Consider the following 15,394-nt stretch of genomic DNA (forward strand, 5'->3'; position numbering starts at 1 on the left):
ACGGTCCAAGTCGCCCATTGGATGGAGGGCACAAACCAATGAACTTTCCCTATCTCACTCGCTTTGAACCGGTTCTCCTGAGCCTGTTCCGTTTCATCACCGGCCTGCTGCTGTTTCAATTCGGCGTAGCCAAGCTGTTCAAGTTTCCGCCTTTGCCGATGTTCGCGAAAGTCGAATTGATGTCGCTTTACGGCGCGGCCGGGACGCTTGAACTGGTGCTCGGCGCGCTGTTGATCCTCGGCCTGTTCACCCGCCTCGCCGCTTTCATCCTCTCCGGTGAAATGGCCTTCGCCTACTTCATGGGACATATGCTCAAGGGCGAGACGCCGGTGTTCCTGCCGCTGCTCAACAACGGCACGCTTGCCATCCTGTTCTGCTTCGCCTGCCTCTATCTCTCGGCGGCCGGCGGCGGCCCGATCAGCGTCGATGCGGCGATGGGCAACGAACGCGCTTCGACCGGCGGCGCATTTGCGCGACGCTGACGCGCGCAATTAGCGCGCAAGTCACGAATGGCACCGGCAGCTTTGCCGGTGTCATCTACCGCGAGCCCAGCACGTTCCAGATCAGGACGAGGGCCGCGACGAGCAGCGCGGACATGATGAGGCGGTGAACGAATCGGTTCATTGCCGCTCCCGCCAGGCTCGATGACCACCAAGGTCCGGAATCGATATTCTCCTGCATACGCGCTGACGTGCGCCGACGCATGTCGCTTTGCCTGCACGATTACGCACCAGGCTGCGAACGGTCACGCGCGCAGCCGGCGGCCTCATGCCTATGTTCATGATTGGTAAGAACTTCATGCTACCGATGCGAGCAATAACAACCATTTCGTAGAGGCTGCGATGAAGCTGTTGAGCCATCTGAAGATCCGCACCAAGCTTACCAGCATGGTCTGCCTTGCGGCTCTCACAGTCACAGCCATCATCGCGGTATCGGCCTTCCTCAGCAAGAGCCGCATGATGGAGGACCGGGTCCAGCAGATGAAGACCGCGGTCGACATGCTCTACAATCTCGCCCAGTCGGTCCAGGACGACGTCACCGCCGGCAAGCTGACGCAGGCCGAGGCCAAGGCCCAGTTCCACATGCGCGGACGGCGCATGACCTTCAACGGCAATCAGGGCTATCCGGTCGTCTACAACGCCGACACGTCCCTCCTCGTCAACGGCGCCAACCAGCAGCTCGAAGGCAAGATCACCAGCGCGATCGACGCCAACGGCGTCCTCATTGCCGACGCGATCCTCAAGGCCGGCGAACAGAATGGCGGCGGCGTAGCCTCCTATCTCTACCCGCGCCCCGGCCAGACCGAAGCGGTGCGCAAGACCGTGTTTGCGCGCAAGTTCGCCCCCTGGAACGCGACGATCAGCTATGGCCTCTATGTCGACGACATCGATGCCGATGTGCGCGCGCTGACGCTCGAGCTTGCCGCGGTCGGCCTCGGCCTGATGCTGTTGATGGCGACGTTGTCGTGGCTGATCGCCCGCGACGTGCTCGGCGCGCTCGATCGCCAGAAGACCCGCATGCAGGAGATTGCCGACGGTGCCATCGACAAGCCGGTCGAGGAGACCGGCCGCGGTGACGAGATCGGCCGCATGGCCGAGACCCTCGAAGTGCTCAGGCAGACTGCTTTGACGGCGCGCACGCTGGAGTCCGAGCAGGTCGCCGCCAAGACACGCAGCGAGCAAGAGAAGCGTGACGCGCTGATCTCGCTGGCCGACCGCTTCGATGCCTCGGTCGGCCAGCTCGTCGGCCTGATGGCCTCGGGCTCCGGCGAGCTCGAGACCACCGCCAAGTCGATGTCGTCCACGGCCGAAGGCACCAATCGCCGCGCCGCCGTGGTCGGCTCGGCCGCCACCGAAGCCAGCCAGCGCGTCCAGACGGTCGCGGCTGCCGCCGAGGAGCTCTCCTCCTCCATCACCGAGATCAGCCGCCAGGTCGCGCAATCCGCCGAAGTCACCGGCCGCGCCGTGGACAGCGCACGCCGCACCGACACCATCGTCCGCGCGCTCTCGGACGGCGCCCAGCAGATCGAGCACGTCGCCGAGCTGATCTCCAGCATCGCGGCGCAGACCAATCTGCTCGCGCTCAACGCCACCATCGAGGCCGCGCGCGCCGGTGAAGCCGGCCGCGGCTTTGCGGTCGTCGCCTCCGAGGTGAAGTCGCTCGCCAGTCAGACCGCGGAAGCCACCCGCGAGATCGGCGACAAGATCGCGCAGATCCAGGGGGCGACCAAGGAGGCCGTGGACGCCATCGGCGGCATCACCGCCACCATCGAGGAAGTCAGCCGCATCGCCACCTCGATCGGCGCGGCCATCGAGGAGCAAGGCGCCGCCACCGCCGAGATCGCCCGCAGCGTCTCGCAGACCGCGGAGGCGACCAAGGAAGTCACCACCAATATCGGCGGTGTCAGCACCGCGGCGAACGAGACCGGCAACGCCGCCGGCATGGTGCTCGCGGCCGCCTCGAACCTCTCCAAACAGGCCGAGCAGCTCTCCGGCGAGGTCGGCACGTTCCTCGCGGGTGTTCGCGCGGCGTAAGCGGCACTCGAGACTCAAGACGTTTGGCGCGAAAGCGTCGCCACATTCGACATGGCCGGGCTTGTCCCGGCCATTCACGTTTTGAGCCGAGCTGCGCGAAGAACGTGGATGCCCGGGCCTTCGCCGCGCCGAAGCGGCTTCGGCCGCGCAGGCGAGACACGCCGGGCATGACGGAGTTCTGAGCTTCCAGCTTACCGCCGCGCGAGGGTACAGCCGTTCGAGAGCTGGCGCGTCGATCCGGTCGAGCCGTCGTTCGACTGCGAGGGGAATTCCTCGAACGGCGAGTTCTGCTTACCGGTGTTGAACTCGAAGATCTTGCGGAACAGGCCCGGCGCCATCGCCGAGATCGGGTTGACGCGCATCACCGGCGCCGCCGGCGTGCCGACGACTTCATAGGTGACGCCGATCAATCCTTCATTGTTTCCGCCGCCGAGGAAAATGCCGAACAGCGGGATCTGGCCGAAGATGTTGTTGACGCCATACATCGGCACGAAGGTCCCGCTCATGCACACCTGGTTGCCGGGATAATCGATCGAGCCCTCGATGGTGGCGCCGATCATCGGGCCCTTGACGACGCCATCGCGGATCGTCAGCGCGCCGTTCTGGCGCGTGAACTCGGCGCGCAGCGCGCTGAAGGAGACGCCGTTCCCGGTGCCGTTGGGCGCGCCGGCGGCAACGCGTTCGAGCTGCGCCTCGCCCTTCACCGTGAAGTCGCGGACGTTGATGAGGCCCTCGCGCGTGGTGTTCGGCTCCGACGTCGGAGGCTCCATCGCCACCACCATCTGGCCGCCGATCGCCTTGGTGTAGGTGTCGGTGAAGCGCAGCAACGCGCCGGCATCGTTGGTCTGGAGGTAGATCACCTCGCGATTGCCCTGGGCGCGGCCGCCGCGCAAATCGGCGGCCACCGGCGTGTCGCGGCCGATCTTGCCGTTCAGCGTGAAGGCTTTGACGGCGCCATTGCGTCGCGACATCTTGCCATCGACGCTGCGCATCGCCTCGCCGTTGAAGCCCGCGACGGCACCGAGCTTCACGTCGATGTCGAAATCGACGTTCTTCATCTTGTTCTTGGCGTCGTCCTTGGAATTGCCTGAGATCGCCGACTTCAGGAAACCGCGGCCGTCGAACACGTCCCCGCGCATCGTGCCCCGCACCACCCCATCCTGGCCACGCTCCACCTTCAACGAGGCCTTGTCGCCGTCGGTCGGGGCGTAGGTCGGGAAGTTCGCGTTCATGAGGTCGCCGTTCGGATCGACCTCGAGCGAACCCTTGATCGAGGCCCCGCCGCCTTCGACGACGATGTCCTCCAGCCGCGTTGATTGCGCCGTCGGCACCACCTTGAAGCTGGCCTTGGCCGATTTGCCCGGCAGCTTGAACCAGCCGGGCAGGATGTTGTCGAGCTTTAGCGAGGTCAGGTCGGCCTCGACGCCGAGCTTGGTAGTCTGATCCGGACCGCTGGCGATCTTGCCCGACAGCTTGATCGGCAGCGATCCGCTGACGGCGGGGCTCAGATCGAATCCGAGACGCGCGCGGCTGGCATCGTCCAGCGTGGTCTGCAATTTGACGTCCGCATCGCCCTCCGCCGGCTTGCGGTAGTCCAGCGAAGCCGCCTGCCCGTTGATCTTGACGTCGCCCTTGACCTGATAGCCCTGGTTGCTCGCTGATATCTTGAGGTTGTTGGCCTCGAGCTTCTGGTTCATCACCAGCTTGTCGGCGGCAAAGCCGTTGAGATCGGCGGTGACGGCGTAGGTGGTGTCGGCCTTGGTTAGCTCGCCCTTGACCGGCAGGCCGAGCTGGATGTTGGCCGTGAACGTCCCCTTGCTGGTGTTGGGATCGACGACGGTCGACGACAGATCGCTCAGGCGATCATTGGCGAGCATTTCGGCGGCCGCAGGCACCGGGCCATCGACCCGGAACCTGGTCCGCGACGGCGACGGTTTGGGCGCCATATCCGGCACCTCGAAGACGAAGTCGGAGATCGTGACCTTGCGGCCCGCCGGCGTATCGGCAATGCCCTGCCCGATATTCACGGTCGCGGTGCGCCCGGTCACACGCGCCTTCAAATCGGCGTCGTGCACCACCGGCATGCCATCGACGGGGCGGACCGCGACGCCGCTCGCGACGATGTTGACCGACAGGCCGTCGTCGGGAATGGGCGGGCCCTTGCGCGGGAGGTTCTTCGTCGGCGAATTGACGCCGATCTCGATCCGCTGGAGGGTGCCGCGCTCGATCCGCTCGATCACCCATTCGCGCAACTCGGGAACGACAAGCGTCGGCCACATCCGCTTGAGCGCGGAGGCCGACATCGGCGTTCCCGCGAAGCCGAGCGTCAGCCGTGGCTCGCCCGAATAGTCGATGGCACCGGTGCCGGCGACGCCGATCTCGCCATTGCTGATATCGGCTTGCGTCAGCAGCATGCGCTTGTGGTCGGTATCGAAGCGGAAGCCGATCGCGATACGGTTGAAGACCAGCGGGGGCTCGTTGTCGATGCCGCCCAGCAGGATCGAGCCGCCGCTGAAGCCAAGCTGCCAGTCGTTGGTGGTGCCGTTCGGCGGCTCGAGATGGGCCAGAAGCGTCAGGCGGTTCGCGCCCGAGAGGATCTTGAACGGAGCGACCAGCACCCGCCGGTTCGAATCCCACTCGACGTTGATCTCGGCCGAGTCGATCGCCATCGGATAGTCTGGCGTGTCGGTGTCGATGATGTTGCCCGCGCCGACCGCGATCTTGCCGCGGAAGAAGGTCGGCACGCCGTCGCGGCCGAGCTCACCCTTGAGCTCGCCGGTCAGCGGCAGGTCGGCGGTGTAGGTGAAGTCCTTCACCCGGAGCGCCAGCAGGATGTTGGCGGTGGAAACCTTATCGGCGCGGATGTCGACCGAACGCACACCGTTCTCGGCGGGGCCGATCGTGGCGCGCAGCGACCACGGGCGCGCGCCCTCCTCGCCGAGGCTGAGCGCGACGCCGCCATGGCTCGGCCGGCGCAGGCTGAGCGTGATGTTCTCAAAGCTCCATTTGCTGCCGCGCTGCTGATCGTCGACGATCAGATTGCCGTTCTTCAGACCGATCTCGTTGAGGTTCTGGCCGTCGAGCCCGGTCATGCTCAGACTGTCGAGCCAGTCGAGGCCCTGAAGAATGCCACTCGGGGCAGCGGCCTGGGGAGCGGCCTGGGATGCGTTCGGACTTGCAGGCCCGGTGGCGAATGGCGGCGGCGGGACACCGTTGCGCGGGAATGTCGGCGGCAGGCCCGCTTCCTTCTTGGAGGCGACGCCGGTCGCCAGCGGCTTGGCGGTGTCGCCGGCGGACACGGTGACGGTGCCGTCGGGCGCAATGCGGATCGCCAGCTCGGCGTCCACGAGATTGAGGCTCTCGGCGCGCAGGTGCCCCATCAGAAGACCCGCCCCCGACAGCTTCACTTCGGCCTTCGGTGCGGTGGCGACGATGGCGTGATCGTGGTCGCGGACGACGATGTCGCGGATGCGCACGGCGATGCGGATCCGCCCGGCCCGCTCGATCTGGGTGCCGCCGACCTCCACGGTGTTGCCGTGGCCGATATTGTCCTCGATGGCGGCAGCGAGCCAGGGCGTCGCGATGTCGAGGTTGATGGGACCTGCGCCAAGCCGCCACCACAGCGCGCCGAAGCAGCCGACGAAAATGACGGCGAGGGCTCCGACCACGATGGCCAGCCGCCTCAGCCAGCGACCGGCGGCCAGCCAGCGGCGCAACGACGCAAACCTGTCACCGAAGCGATGGAAGCCCGAATTAGAACGCGACAACAGCCGGCGCGCCCGATAGCCCGCCGCTGCTTCCTGATCCGGATCCCAGTCGGCGTCGTCCCATTCCTGCGGCTGCTGTTGACCGCCGCGCCGATCGAAATCCCGATTGTAATCCTGGGGCGACGTATTCCTTGCCATTGCCTCTCGATACAGACGCCCATCGTAGGATTGAGCACCGCCGGGACCGCAGCCGTCCACGGGAAGCGAAGCTCCCTGTGCCGGCATTGCCGCCATACCTCGAATATTCCTGCTGTTCGTCATTTCGCCCCGGGAGCGCGTTCAACGAGCAGTGGGGTGGTGCGTGGAATTCCTTGTAACCATAACCCGGCGTCGCCAGACTTGCCCAGACGAGGGCGCGATTCCGGCACACCGGACGAGAGCTGCAATACCGCTTTGGTTGACCCGCCGAAAGCGTCGAAAGGAAGGCGTATGTCCAAGAAATCCCGAAAGAAATCGTCCAAAACGCCCTCCGGCATCGCAACGGGTAAAAAGAAGACCCCGACCAAGCGGGCAACGACTCAAACAAAGTCCGCGAAAACACAGCGGACGCCGGCCAGCAAATCAACCGGGACCGTAGCAAAAGCAGGATCACATAAGGCCGCATCGAAACAGTTAAATTCCTCCAAATCGGCCTCCGCGCCCGCGAAGGCGAAGCCGGCCCTGACCGAGGGTCAGAAGGCGCCCGCCTTCCGGCTGCCCCGCGACGGCGGCGATGTGGTCTCGCTCGCCGACTATGCCGGTCGGAAGCTCGTCCTGTTCTTCTACCCCCGTGCCGACACGCCCGGCTGCACCCGGGAGGCGATCGATTTCACACGGCTGGCGGACGCTTTCAGCGCTGCCGGCACGGCCCTGCTCGGCATCTCCGCCGATCCGTTAAGGGCCCAGGAGAAGTTCCGGGACAAGCACAGCCTCGGCATGCCCCTCGTCTCGGATGAGAAACACGAGATGCTGGGGGCGTACGGCGCCTGGGGCGAAAAGTCCATGTATGGCAAGAGTTTCCTCGGCGTTCTTCGCACCACGATACTGCTTGGTGCCGACGGTAAGGTAGCCAGGGTCTGGCGCAATGTCCGCGTCGACGGCCACGCCGACGAGGTGCTGGAAGCGGCAAGAAGCCTTTAACCAGTCCGTTAAATTCGAGCGGTTCCGTTTCCGGAAAATTAACCATGACCGCCCCAGATTGCTGCGGCAATTAGGCCGTACGGACTCATCCGACCGGCGCGGGAGTGCCGATGTCGAAAAGTTCTGCCCAATATTCGCAGTACCCCCAACATCACGCGCACGATCACGGACGGGCCTTCCATCGCCGTCCTGCCGCCGCCGTGGCTGCAGCCGCTAGCCCCCTTCCCGCGACCGACGACGCCTACACTATCGTGCACCACGGCAAGCAGGTCCGCCTCGGACCCGTGGTGTTCTGGATCGTGGTCGGCACCGTCGTGCTGCTCGGACTCTGGTCGGCCGCGACCGCGACCTATTTCGCCTTCCGCGACGACGTCCTGACCCGGCTGATCGCGCGCCAGGCCGAGATGCAGTACGCCTACGAAGACCGCATCGCCGAGCTCCGCGCCAAGGTCGATCGCACCACCAGCAGGCAGCTGCTCGACCAGGAGCAATTCGACCAGAAGCTCGACCAGATCATGAAGCGCCAGACGGCGCTGGAGTCCCGCGCCACGGCACTCGGGGCCATGCCCGACGTCACGGGATCAATCCCCCGCACGGCCCCGCAGCGCGGCGATTCGAGCCAGGGCGCGACGCAGGGCACGCCGAAGCCGTCGCCGATCAGCGACACCGTGATCTTCGTGGCGCCGCCCGATCGCGAAGCGCGGCTTGAGTCGCGCGCGCCGACCGTCGCGGCACCGCCGACCAGCCAATTTGCCAAGAACCAGGGTTTCGACAACGTCCTGGTCCGGCTCACGACCTCGCTTGACCAGGTCGAGCGTCGCCAGATGGCGGCGCTCAGCGCCGTCGAGGAAGGCATGGATTCACGCATGCGCCGGATGCGCGGCGTCGTCAGCGACCTCGGCCTCAATCTCGCCAGCCTCGAAGCGGCTGTGCCGCGCTCCGCGATGGGCGGTCCTTTCGTGCCCATCAAGCTGACGGCCAATGCCGGGCCGTTCGAGAAGCAGCTCTCACGCATCAACACCACCCGCGCCGAGATGGACCGGCTCAATCGCACGCTGGCGCTGGTGCCCTACCGCAAGCCCGTCATCGGCGAGGTCGAATTCACCTCCGGCTTCGGCGTGCGCAGCGATCCCTTCCTCGGCCGGCCCGCGATGCATACCGGACTCGACTTCCGTGCCGCGACCGGCGATCCCGCACGCGTCACCGCCAACGGCAAGGTCGTTTCGGCCGGCTGGTCCGGTGGTTACGGCCGCATGGTCGAAGTCGATCACGGCAACGGGCTCTCGACCCGCTACGGCCATCTCTCCGAGATCAACGTCAAGGTCGGCGAGATCGTGAAGCTCGGCCAGGTCATCGGCCTCGTCGGTTCGACCGGCCGTTCCACCGGCCCGCATCTGCACTACGAAACCCGCATCGACGGCGAAGCGGTCGATCCGCAGAAATTCTTGCGCGCCGGCGTGCGGCTCAGCGCGGGCTAATAAGCCAAGCGCACGCGCTTTCAGCGTGGCCGCGCCTTACCGCCGGCCGCCGCCCATCCCGCCTCCGGGACCTCCGAAGCCGCCACCGCCCATTCCACCGCCGGGTCCCATCGGCCCGCCGCCGGGCGAACCAAATCCGCCGGGGCCTGACGGGCCGCTCGGGCCCGTCGGCGCGGAGCCGGGATTCGCACTTGAGCCAGGTCCTGGGCCAGATCCCGCGCCAGATCCCGGCGCAGGTCCACCACCGGGCGCGCCGGGCTGGCCGCCGCTCGGAGTGGCGGCGCCGCGGTTCGGATGCAGGATCGAGCCGCCGGGCGACCGATTGGGATTGCCGCCACCGGATGGGGGTGCTCCCGGCCCCTGGCCGCTGGCCTGAACCGATTCCACCTGCAAGCCGCGCGAGCGGTCGAACACGCCGTTGACCACCATGCGGGCTTCGCCGGCTGCCGGGCCGAAGCGTGAACCGTCACGAGCCACGAAGCCGGAGCCGAGCTGGAGGTTCGATCCCACACGCTGCACATAGGCTTCGATCGAGAGGCGGCTTGCGCCGACGAGATCTGAGAAGTCGTCGATGCGCGTGCGCGCGGCCTGCATCGTGCCCTGGCTCGAACGGCCCTCGATCTGGGCGCGCTGGCCAACCAGCAGCGGATCGACCCCGCTCAGCCTCAGCCCGCCAATACGCAAGCCGTCAGGGCCGCGCTCGACGAGACCGGTGACACGCTCGATCGCTTCGCGCCGCGGCTCGATCAGGCTTGCGACGATCACGCCGTCGGTCCGGCGCAGGCCGTAGACGGCCACCTGCGTGCCCGCACGAAGCTTGCTCTCCTTGTCGCTTGCGACGATCTTCTGGCCGAGCACCGTCAGCTCGTTGCCCTTCACGGCTTCGATCGGACCTGCGACCTCGCTCGCGATCGTGATGTTGCGCGTCACGAGCGTGCCATCGGCCTGACGGGTCGCGACCACGCGCGCAAGCTGGCCAATGCGCAGAGCCTTGGGGCTCGCGGCCTCGCCGTCGATCCGGACCGGCACGTCGCTCGCATAGGTGACGCGCTCGCCGTTGACGTAGATGCTGCCAAAACGCTGGATCACGCCGACGATGCCGGTGCCGCCGATGCCGTGGTCGTCACCGCGCCTGATTCCGGTGCCGCCGATGCCCTGATCGGTGCCGCGCTTGATCTGCGCGTGGGCCATCGCCGTACCGGCGAGCCAAAATCCTGTCAGCAGCAGACGGCGGGAGATCAACGGCGGCCGGCTCATGAAGAACCACCCTCCTTGCCGCTTTCCTTGCCGCCTTCTTTGGCCTCTCCTTCGCCATCTGCGTCTTCGCTGTAGATGTAGACGCCGAAATTCCAGCGGGCGTCACCGCCCTTGTCCTTGGTGAGCGCGCGATTGGCCTCGCGGTTGGCGGTCTTCAGCGCGTCCATCGCGAGCTCGCGCGAGCGTGCCTCGAGGCGCTTGGCAAGCTTCGGCGAGATGTTGTTGTAGTGCACCGCGCGCTCGAGGAAGCGCGGCGCCGCGCCTGAGACGTTCTGCGCGGCGGCCGCGATATGGTCGTGCAGATTGCGGCCGAGATAGTGCCATTTGCTGTCGTCCTCGCCGCTCGGGACGAAGGCCGCCTCGACCAGCTCGATCTCGTCGGAATCGTTGATGGTGACGAGCTTGCGGTCGACCCATTCGTCGAGCACCGCGCGCGGCCGCACGTCCTTGGTGACGGAGGCGACCAGCTGCTCGAACGACGGCGCATCGCCCTCGGCCGTGCGCGGCAACGCCAGCGGCTCGCCCTTCGCATCGGTGAATTCGGGCGCGGCAAGCCAGCGCGCGATCACGGCGCTCGTCAGCGACACCGCGGCCGGCGCCTCGTGCACCGGCGCACCGGCACCGCGCAGCCGCGCCACCTCCTTGCGATGGATTCCGGTGAGCAGGCTGACGCGGCTGTCGGTCTGCTCCTTCCCCTCCAGCGCAAAATCGTGCTCGGCGACGTTGACGAACAGCTCGCGAAGCAATTGCGCCAATGCCGGAAAGGTCATGCCGCTGCGAATGCAGAGCCGCACGAGCGGGCGCAGCAGCCGCGCCAGCGGCGCGTGCAGCTTCGCGGCGGCATTCGGCTGCGGAGCCGCTGCTTTGGACCCGGACTTGGCATTCATGTCTGAATTGTACCCGCGCCCCACGTGGGACACAATCCCACTTTTTTCTCCTTTCCGATTGACGTGGTAAATTTTCCCACATATACGGGACACCACTGAGGGCGCGACGTAAAGGGACTCACACCCATGGCTGACCGCTTGGTCCGCAATTCCAATTCACTGCGTGCTGTGCCGGCTCCCGACTGGGGGCACGGCGCAATCGAGCCGATGCTGCCGGCGCTGTTGCGCGGCGTGATCTTCATCTCGGTGCTGGCCGCACCGTTCGTCGCGGCCCTGCTCGCAGGCTGACACCATCATGCATCACGCCAGCGAAACTCCGCGCCGCCCGTCGGTGCTGCACATCTTCAAGATCTATTATCCCGACCTGTTCGGCGGCACGCTGACCGTGATCCGCGACATCTGCGCCAGCCTGAAGGACAGCTTCGCCTCCGCCGTGCTGGTCTGCTCGCAATCGGCCGAGCGGCGCGAGATCGTCGTCAATGACGTGCCGGTCGAGCGCGTCCGCTCCTTCGGCAATGTCCTGTCGCTTCCCGCCGCTCCTACCTATCCCTGGCGGCTCTGGCGCAAGATCGCCGAGCACGATTTGCTCGCGCTCCATGCCCCCTTCCCGCTCGCCGACCTCGTTTTCGCCTTCGGCTTCGGCGCCAATCGGCCGCTGGTGGTGCACTGGCATGCCGACATCGTTACCCATGCCGGCCTGCGCTGGCTCATCGAACCGTTGATGCGGCGGACACTGCGCCGGGCGAAAGCGATCATCGTCTCGGACCACGCGCTGATCGAGAACACGCCGTTGCTGCGGGAATTCGTCGACAAATGCCACGTCGTGCCGTTCGGCATCGACACCGCGGGTTACGACTGGCCGAAGATCGAGCCGCACCACGTGAACGATCGCGGCCGGTTCGTGCTCGCCTGCGGCCGGCTCGTGCCCTACAAGGGCTTCGACGTCCTGATCCGCGCCGCCGTCAACCGCAAGTTCGAGGTCTGGATCATCGGCGAAGGCACCGAGCGGCCGCGGCTCGAGCAGCTGATCCGCGAGCTCGGCCTCGGCGACCGCGTCCGCCTGCTCGGTTCGGTGAACGACAGCGAGCGCATCAAGCTGATGTGCCTGTCCGACGTCTTCGTCATGCCGTCGGTCACCAATGCCGAGACCTTTGGCCTGGTCCAGCTCGAGGCCATGGCCGCCGGCCGCCCTGTCGTGAACACGGCGCTCGACACCGCGGTGCCGCGCGTCGCCCGCCACGGCATGGAGGCGATCACGGTGCCGCCGGGCGATGCCGAAAAGCTCGGCGATGCCATCGACACGCTGATCAGCGATCCCGAGCGCCGCCGCCGCATGGGACTGTCAGCCCGGACGCGCGCCCTCACCCGCTATTCCGCCCCAGCTTTCAGGGAAGGCATGCAGGCCGTCTACCGCGACGCCGTCACCGCGTCGTCCAGGGAACCCGTCACCGCCGCCGAGCCGCCGCGGGCGACCGGCTGGCTGGACACAGTCCGGATCGCGGCCGCACTGGCCTGGTCGGACATGCGCCACCGCTATGTTCGTTCGCTGCTCGGCCCGTTCTGGATGTCGCTTCAGATGGCGATCGTGGTCGCAGTATTGGGCTCGGTGATCGGCCAGATGTCGAACGCCGACATGCTGGCGCGCCTGCCGATGCTGGCGCTGTCGATGACGGCCTGGACCTTCCTCAACAGCGTCGTGCTCGATGCGACCACGGCGCTTCAGAATTCCGCGAGCCTGATCCGCGACCGGGCGCTGCCGCCGGTGATCTTCCTGTTGCAATGCACGTTCCGCCAGGCGCTGTTCGCGCTGCATAACGCCTGCGTGCCGCTGGTGCTGTGGCTGATCCTCTCGCCCCACGACCTCTCTCACGCGCTGGCGGCGCTGCCCGGCCTGCTGCTGTTCATAGCCTGCACCTTCGCCTTGAGCCTCGTCCTCGGCGCGACGGCAACGCGCTATCGCGACCTCAAGCCGATCATCGAATCCACGCTGATGCTCGCCTTCCTCGCCTCACCCGTGGTCTGGTCCACCCAGATGATCAATCACCGCTCGACGGTGATGCGGCTCAATCCGCTGACGCATCTGTTCGCGGTGTGGCGCGAGCCGCTTGCAGGCGGCCATATCGATCCCACCAGCATCGTCTACGTCCTCGTCACGCTGGCGCTGCTGATGTTCGGGAGCGTGCTGACGCTGGTCCACCTGCGCAAAGCCGCCTTCTGGATTTGACGCATGGTCTCGATCAGCCTGCACAACGTCTGTCTCGATTATCCGCTCTACGGCGCCTACGACTTCTCGCTGAAGCGGCGGCTGCTCGGCCACCTCATCCGCGAGCCGGGCGAAATGCGGATCATCCGCGCCGTCGACAATTTCACGATCGAGGCCGAAGCCGGCGCCCGTATCGGGCTTGCCGGACCCAACGGCTCCGGCAAGTCGACGCTGCTGCGCCTGATCGCCGGCGTCTATCCGCCGAGCAGTGGCCGTGTCACGGTCCGGGGCAACGTCGTGCCCCTGCTCGGCCTGAATGCCGGGGTCAATCTCGACTTCGTGGCGGAGGACAATATCGCGCTGCTGCTGCGGATCAGCGGTCGCAAGCCGACACGCAGCGTGATCGACGAGATCTGGGCCTTCACCGAGCTCGAGACGCGGATGCAGCGGCTGCCGCTGCGGATGTTCTCCTCGGGAATGCTGATGCGGGTGTTGTTCGCGACCGCCACCGCTTTCCCGGCCGACATCCTGCTGCTCGACGAATGGCTCAGCGTCGTCGACGAGCATTTTGCAGAGAAGGCCGAGCGGCGGCTGCAAAACCTGGTCTCGCAGGCGGCGATCGTGATCATCGCCTCGCACGACCAGCCGCTGCTGCGCCGCACCTGCTCCAGCATCATCAATCTCGATCACGGCCGCATCGCCTCGACCATCACGGTCGAGCCGCCGGTCACGCACCCCTTCGAGCTCCGCGAGAAACGCGCATGAAGCAGAATATCCTCGTCGTCTCCGAGGCGCTGGGCGAGCCCAACCACAAGCGCGGCATATTCCATTTCACGCGCGAGTTGATGCGCTCGCTCGCGGCCGAGGGCCACGAGCTGACCTTGCTGGTCGAGACCACCAAGCGCTATCGCAAGCTGCGCCGGCGGGAGCGGCGCACCAAGCTGTTTCCGTCAGAGGCGCGCAACATCGAGCTGCTCGCCCTCTACCGCTTCCTCGACGAGATCAACATGGGCGAGCCGCTGGCGCGCAATGGCTTGCGGCGCACGCTCGACTGGCTCCGACACAAGGCCACCATGTCGGTGTCGTGGGACTATATCCTCTGCTTGCTGCGCGCCGTCGGGCTGCGCGGGCTGAACGCCCGGCTGATCGAGAACAGGACCGCCGCGCTCGAATACGTCCCGCCGGATCTGCGCCATCTCGAATTATTCCGCGCCTTCCAGCTCGAGCCCGGTTTCTACAGCTATCAGGATTCCTCGGCCTTCTTCCTGCTGCCACCGCCTCAGGTCGACGCACGCCACTACGACGTCATTGTCGTGGACACCCCGACCCGGGTGGCGATCAGGCGCAAGCCGGATGCCAAGGTGATCTGCGTGGTGCACGACCTCTTGCCGCTCACCGACCTCAAGCTCAGCGACGTCGCAACGCGGCTGTTCCTGTCGCGGCTTCTCACCAGCCTGCTTCAAGCCAACGAGCTCGCCTTCGTTTCAAACTACAGCATGATGCGGTTCAGGGAACTGTTGCCGCAATTTGCGCACCTCCCGGCGCGGGTCGTGTATCCCCGCACCCGGTTCGACGCCCCGGATGTCCTGCACCTCCCAGCCCCGTCAGGGCGTCCGGGGCGGCCGAGCTTCGTCGTCATCGTCTCGAACGAGCCGCGCAAGAACGTCGCCACAGTCATCCGCGCCTTCCGCGGCGTGCCCCAGGCCGATCTCGTCGTGATCGGCTATGCCGGCGAGACAAGCCGGATGCGCAACCTGCCGCCAAACGTCCGCTTCGCCGGTTATGTCGACGAACACGAGAAGGCGGCCCTGATCGCGGAAGCGCACGGGCTGATCATGCCGAGCTTCGCCGAAGGCTTTGGCGTGCCGATCATCGAGGCATTGGCCGCGAACACGCCGGTGCTGTGCTCTGACATCGCGGTGTTCCGCGAGGTGGCGCGCGAACTCGCCGACTATTTTGACCCGTTCTCGACCGACTCGATCACAGCTTCTGTCACCCGCGTGCTGACGCGTCAGGAGGAGTACCGCGGCAGGATCCGGGCACGGCGACACGAACTCGCCGAGCGTTTTGGCTACGAGACCCAGGCCCGCGATTTCCTCGGACTTGAGATGCCCCGGGTAAACCGGGCCGCCGCGCGATAAGCGTCGTT

General features: G+C 66.3%; 11 protein-coding genes. 8 read left to right on the plus strand and 3 right to left on the minus strand.

Features of this window, described 5'->3' with window-relative positions:
• The first annotated feature begins 38 nt into the window (after positions 1 to 38).
• Positions 39 to 482: a DoxX family protein gene (locus BJ6T_RS26355; RefSeq protein WP_014495561.1), complete on the plus strand. Its 444-nt coding sequence runs from the start codon at positions 39 to 41 to the stop codon at positions 480 to 482.
• A gap of 360 nt (positions 483 to 842) precedes the next feature.
• The gene (locus tag BJ6T_RS26360) at positions 843 to 2,534 is read left to right on the plus strand and encodes a methyl-accepting chemotaxis protein (RefSeq protein ID WP_014495562.1); all 1,692 of its coding nucleotides are present in this window, start codon (positions 843 to 845) and stop codon (positions 2,532 to 2,534) included.
• Positions 2,535 to 2,725: 191 nt separating this feature from the next.
• On the opposite strand, the gene BJ6T_RS26365 is transcribed toward BJ6T_RS26360, so the two are convergent.
• A complete protein-coding gene (locus BJ6T_RS26365; protein WP_043900415.1) occupies positions 2,726 to 6,526 on the minus strand; it encodes a YhdP family protein in 3,801 nt (1,266 codons plus the stop codon).
• Between the two features lie 204 nt (positions 6,527 to 6,730).
• Between BJ6T_RS26365 and BJ6T_RS26370 the strand changes: the two genes are divergently transcribed.
• Together BJ6T_RS26370 and BJ6T_RS26375 are read left to right on the plus strand one after the other, a co-directional pair.
• A complete protein-coding gene (locus tag BJ6T_RS26370; RefSeq protein ID WP_014495564.1) occupies positions 6,731 to 7,420 on the plus strand; it encodes a peroxiredoxin in 690 nt (229 codons plus the stop codon).
• Positions 7,421 to 7,530: 110 nt separating this feature from the next.
• The gene (locus BJ6T_RS26375) at positions 7,531 to 8,898 is read left to right on the plus strand and encodes a M23 family metallopeptidase (protein ID WP_028169549.1); all 1,368 of its coding nucleotides are present in this window, start codon (positions 7,531 to 7,533) and stop codon (positions 8,896 to 8,898) included.
• A gap of 36 nt (positions 8,899 to 8,934) precedes the next feature.
• Here the strand turns inward: BJ6T_RS26375 and BJ6T_RS26380 are convergent, their stop codons facing one another.
• Both BJ6T_RS26380 and BJ6T_RS26385 read right to left on the minus strand, forming a co-directional pair.
• Positions 8,935 to 10,155, minus strand: a complete 1,221-nt coding sequence (locus BJ6T_RS26380) for a DUF5666 domain-containing protein (RefSeq protein ID WP_014495566.1) — start codon at positions 10,153 to 10,155, stop codon at positions 8,935 to 8,937.
• Positions 10,152 to 11,042 carry a DUF6502 family protein gene (locus BJ6T_RS26385; protein ID WP_028169550.1) on the minus strand — a complete coding sequence of 297 codons (891 nt, stop codon included), beginning with the start codon at positions 11,040 to 11,042 and terminating at the stop codon, positions 10,152 to 10,154. Before BJ6T_RS26385 ends, BJ6T_RS26380 begins: the two co-directional genes overlap by 4 nt.
• A gap of 126 nt (positions 11,043 to 11,168) precedes the next feature.
• Here BJ6T_RS26385 and BJ6T_RS47460 point away from each other — a divergent pair, with 126 nt between their 5' ends.
• From BJ6T_RS47460 to BJ6T_RS26400, 4 genes are read left to right on the plus strand one after another with little or no spacing between them, the layout of a single operon-like run.
• Positions 11,169 to 11,330 carry a hypothetical protein gene (locus BJ6T_RS47460; protein WP_014495568.1) on the plus strand — a complete coding sequence of 54 codons (162 nt, stop codon included), beginning with the start codon at positions 11,169 to 11,171 and terminating at the stop codon, positions 11,328 to 11,330.
• Between the two features lie 7 nt (positions 11,331 to 11,337).
• Positions 11,338 to 13,266, plus strand: a complete 1,929-nt coding sequence (locus tag BJ6T_RS26390; RefSeq protein ID WP_014495569.1) for a glycosyltransferase — start codon at positions 11,338 to 11,340, stop codon at positions 13,264 to 13,266.
• Positions 13,267 to 13,269: 3 nt separating this feature from the next.
• The gene (locus BJ6T_RS26395; protein WP_014495570.1) at positions 13,270 to 14,010 is read left to right on the plus strand and encodes an ABC transporter ATP-binding protein; all 741 of its coding nucleotides are present in this window, start codon (positions 13,270 to 13,272) and stop codon (positions 14,008 to 14,010) included.
• Positions 14,007 to 15,386: a glycosyltransferase family 4 protein gene (locus tag BJ6T_RS26400; RefSeq protein WP_014495571.1), complete on the plus strand. Its 1,380-nt coding sequence runs from the start codon at positions 14,007 to 14,009 to the stop codon at positions 15,384 to 15,386. Before BJ6T_RS26395 ends, BJ6T_RS26400 begins: the two co-directional genes overlap by 4 nt.
• The last annotated feature ends 8 nt before the right edge of the window (positions 15,387 to 15,394 follow it).

This window comes from Bradyrhizobium japonicum USDA 6 (assembly GCF_000284375.1).
In the GTDB taxonomy this organism is placed as follows: Bacteria; Pseudomonadota; Alphaproteobacteria; order Rhizobiales; family Xanthobacteraceae; genus Bradyrhizobium; species Bradyrhizobium japonicum.

What these genes read in the sequence shown, in the direction of transcription:
- BJ6T_RS26385 (WP_028169550.1), bottom strand. Translation starts at nt 11,042, where the DNA reads ATGAATGCCAAGTCCGGGTCCAAAGCAGCGGCTCCGCAGCCGAATGCC.
- BJ6T_RS26375 (WP_028169549.1), top strand. Translation starts at nt 7,531, where the DNA reads ATGTCGAAAAGTTCTGCCCAATATTCGCAGTACCCCCAACATCACGCG.
- BJ6T_RS47460 (WP_014495568.1), top strand. Translation starts at nt 11,169, where the DNA reads ATGGCTGACCGCTTGGTCCGCAATTCCAATTCACTGCGTGCTGTGCCG.
- BJ6T_RS26395 (WP_014495570.1), top strand. Translation starts at nt 13,270, where the DNA reads ATGGTCTCGATCAGCCTGCACAACGTCTGTCTCGATTATCCGCTCTAC.
- BJ6T_RS26360 (WP_014495562.1), top strand. Translation starts at nt 843, where the DNA reads ATGAAGCTGTTGAGCCATCTGAAGATCCGCACCAAGCTTACCAGCATG.
- BJ6T_RS26365 (WP_043900415.1), bottom strand. Translation starts at nt 6,526, where the DNA reads ATGCCGGCACAGGGAGCTTCGCTTCCCGTGGACGGCTGCGGTCCCGGC.
- BJ6T_RS26380 (WP_014495566.1), bottom strand. Translation starts at nt 10,155, where the DNA reads ATGAGCCGGCCGCCGTTGATCTCCCGCCGTCTGCTGCTGACAGGATTT.
- BJ6T_RS26400 (WP_014495571.1), top strand. Translation starts at nt 14,007, where the DNA reads ATGAAGCAGAATATCCTCGTCGTCTCCGAGGCGCTGGGCGAGCCCAAC.
- BJ6T_RS26355 (WP_014495561.1), top strand. Translation starts at nt 39, where the DNA reads ATGAACTTTCCCTATCTCACTCGCTTTGAACCGGTTCTCCTGAGCCTG.
- BJ6T_RS26390 (WP_014495569.1), top strand. Translation starts at nt 11,338, where the DNA reads ATGCATCACGCCAGCGAAACTCCGCGCCGCCCGTCGGTGCTGCACATC.
- BJ6T_RS26370 (WP_014495564.1), top strand. Translation starts at nt 6,731, where the DNA reads ATGTCCAAGAAATCCCGAAAGAAATCGTCCAAAACGCCCTCCGGCATC.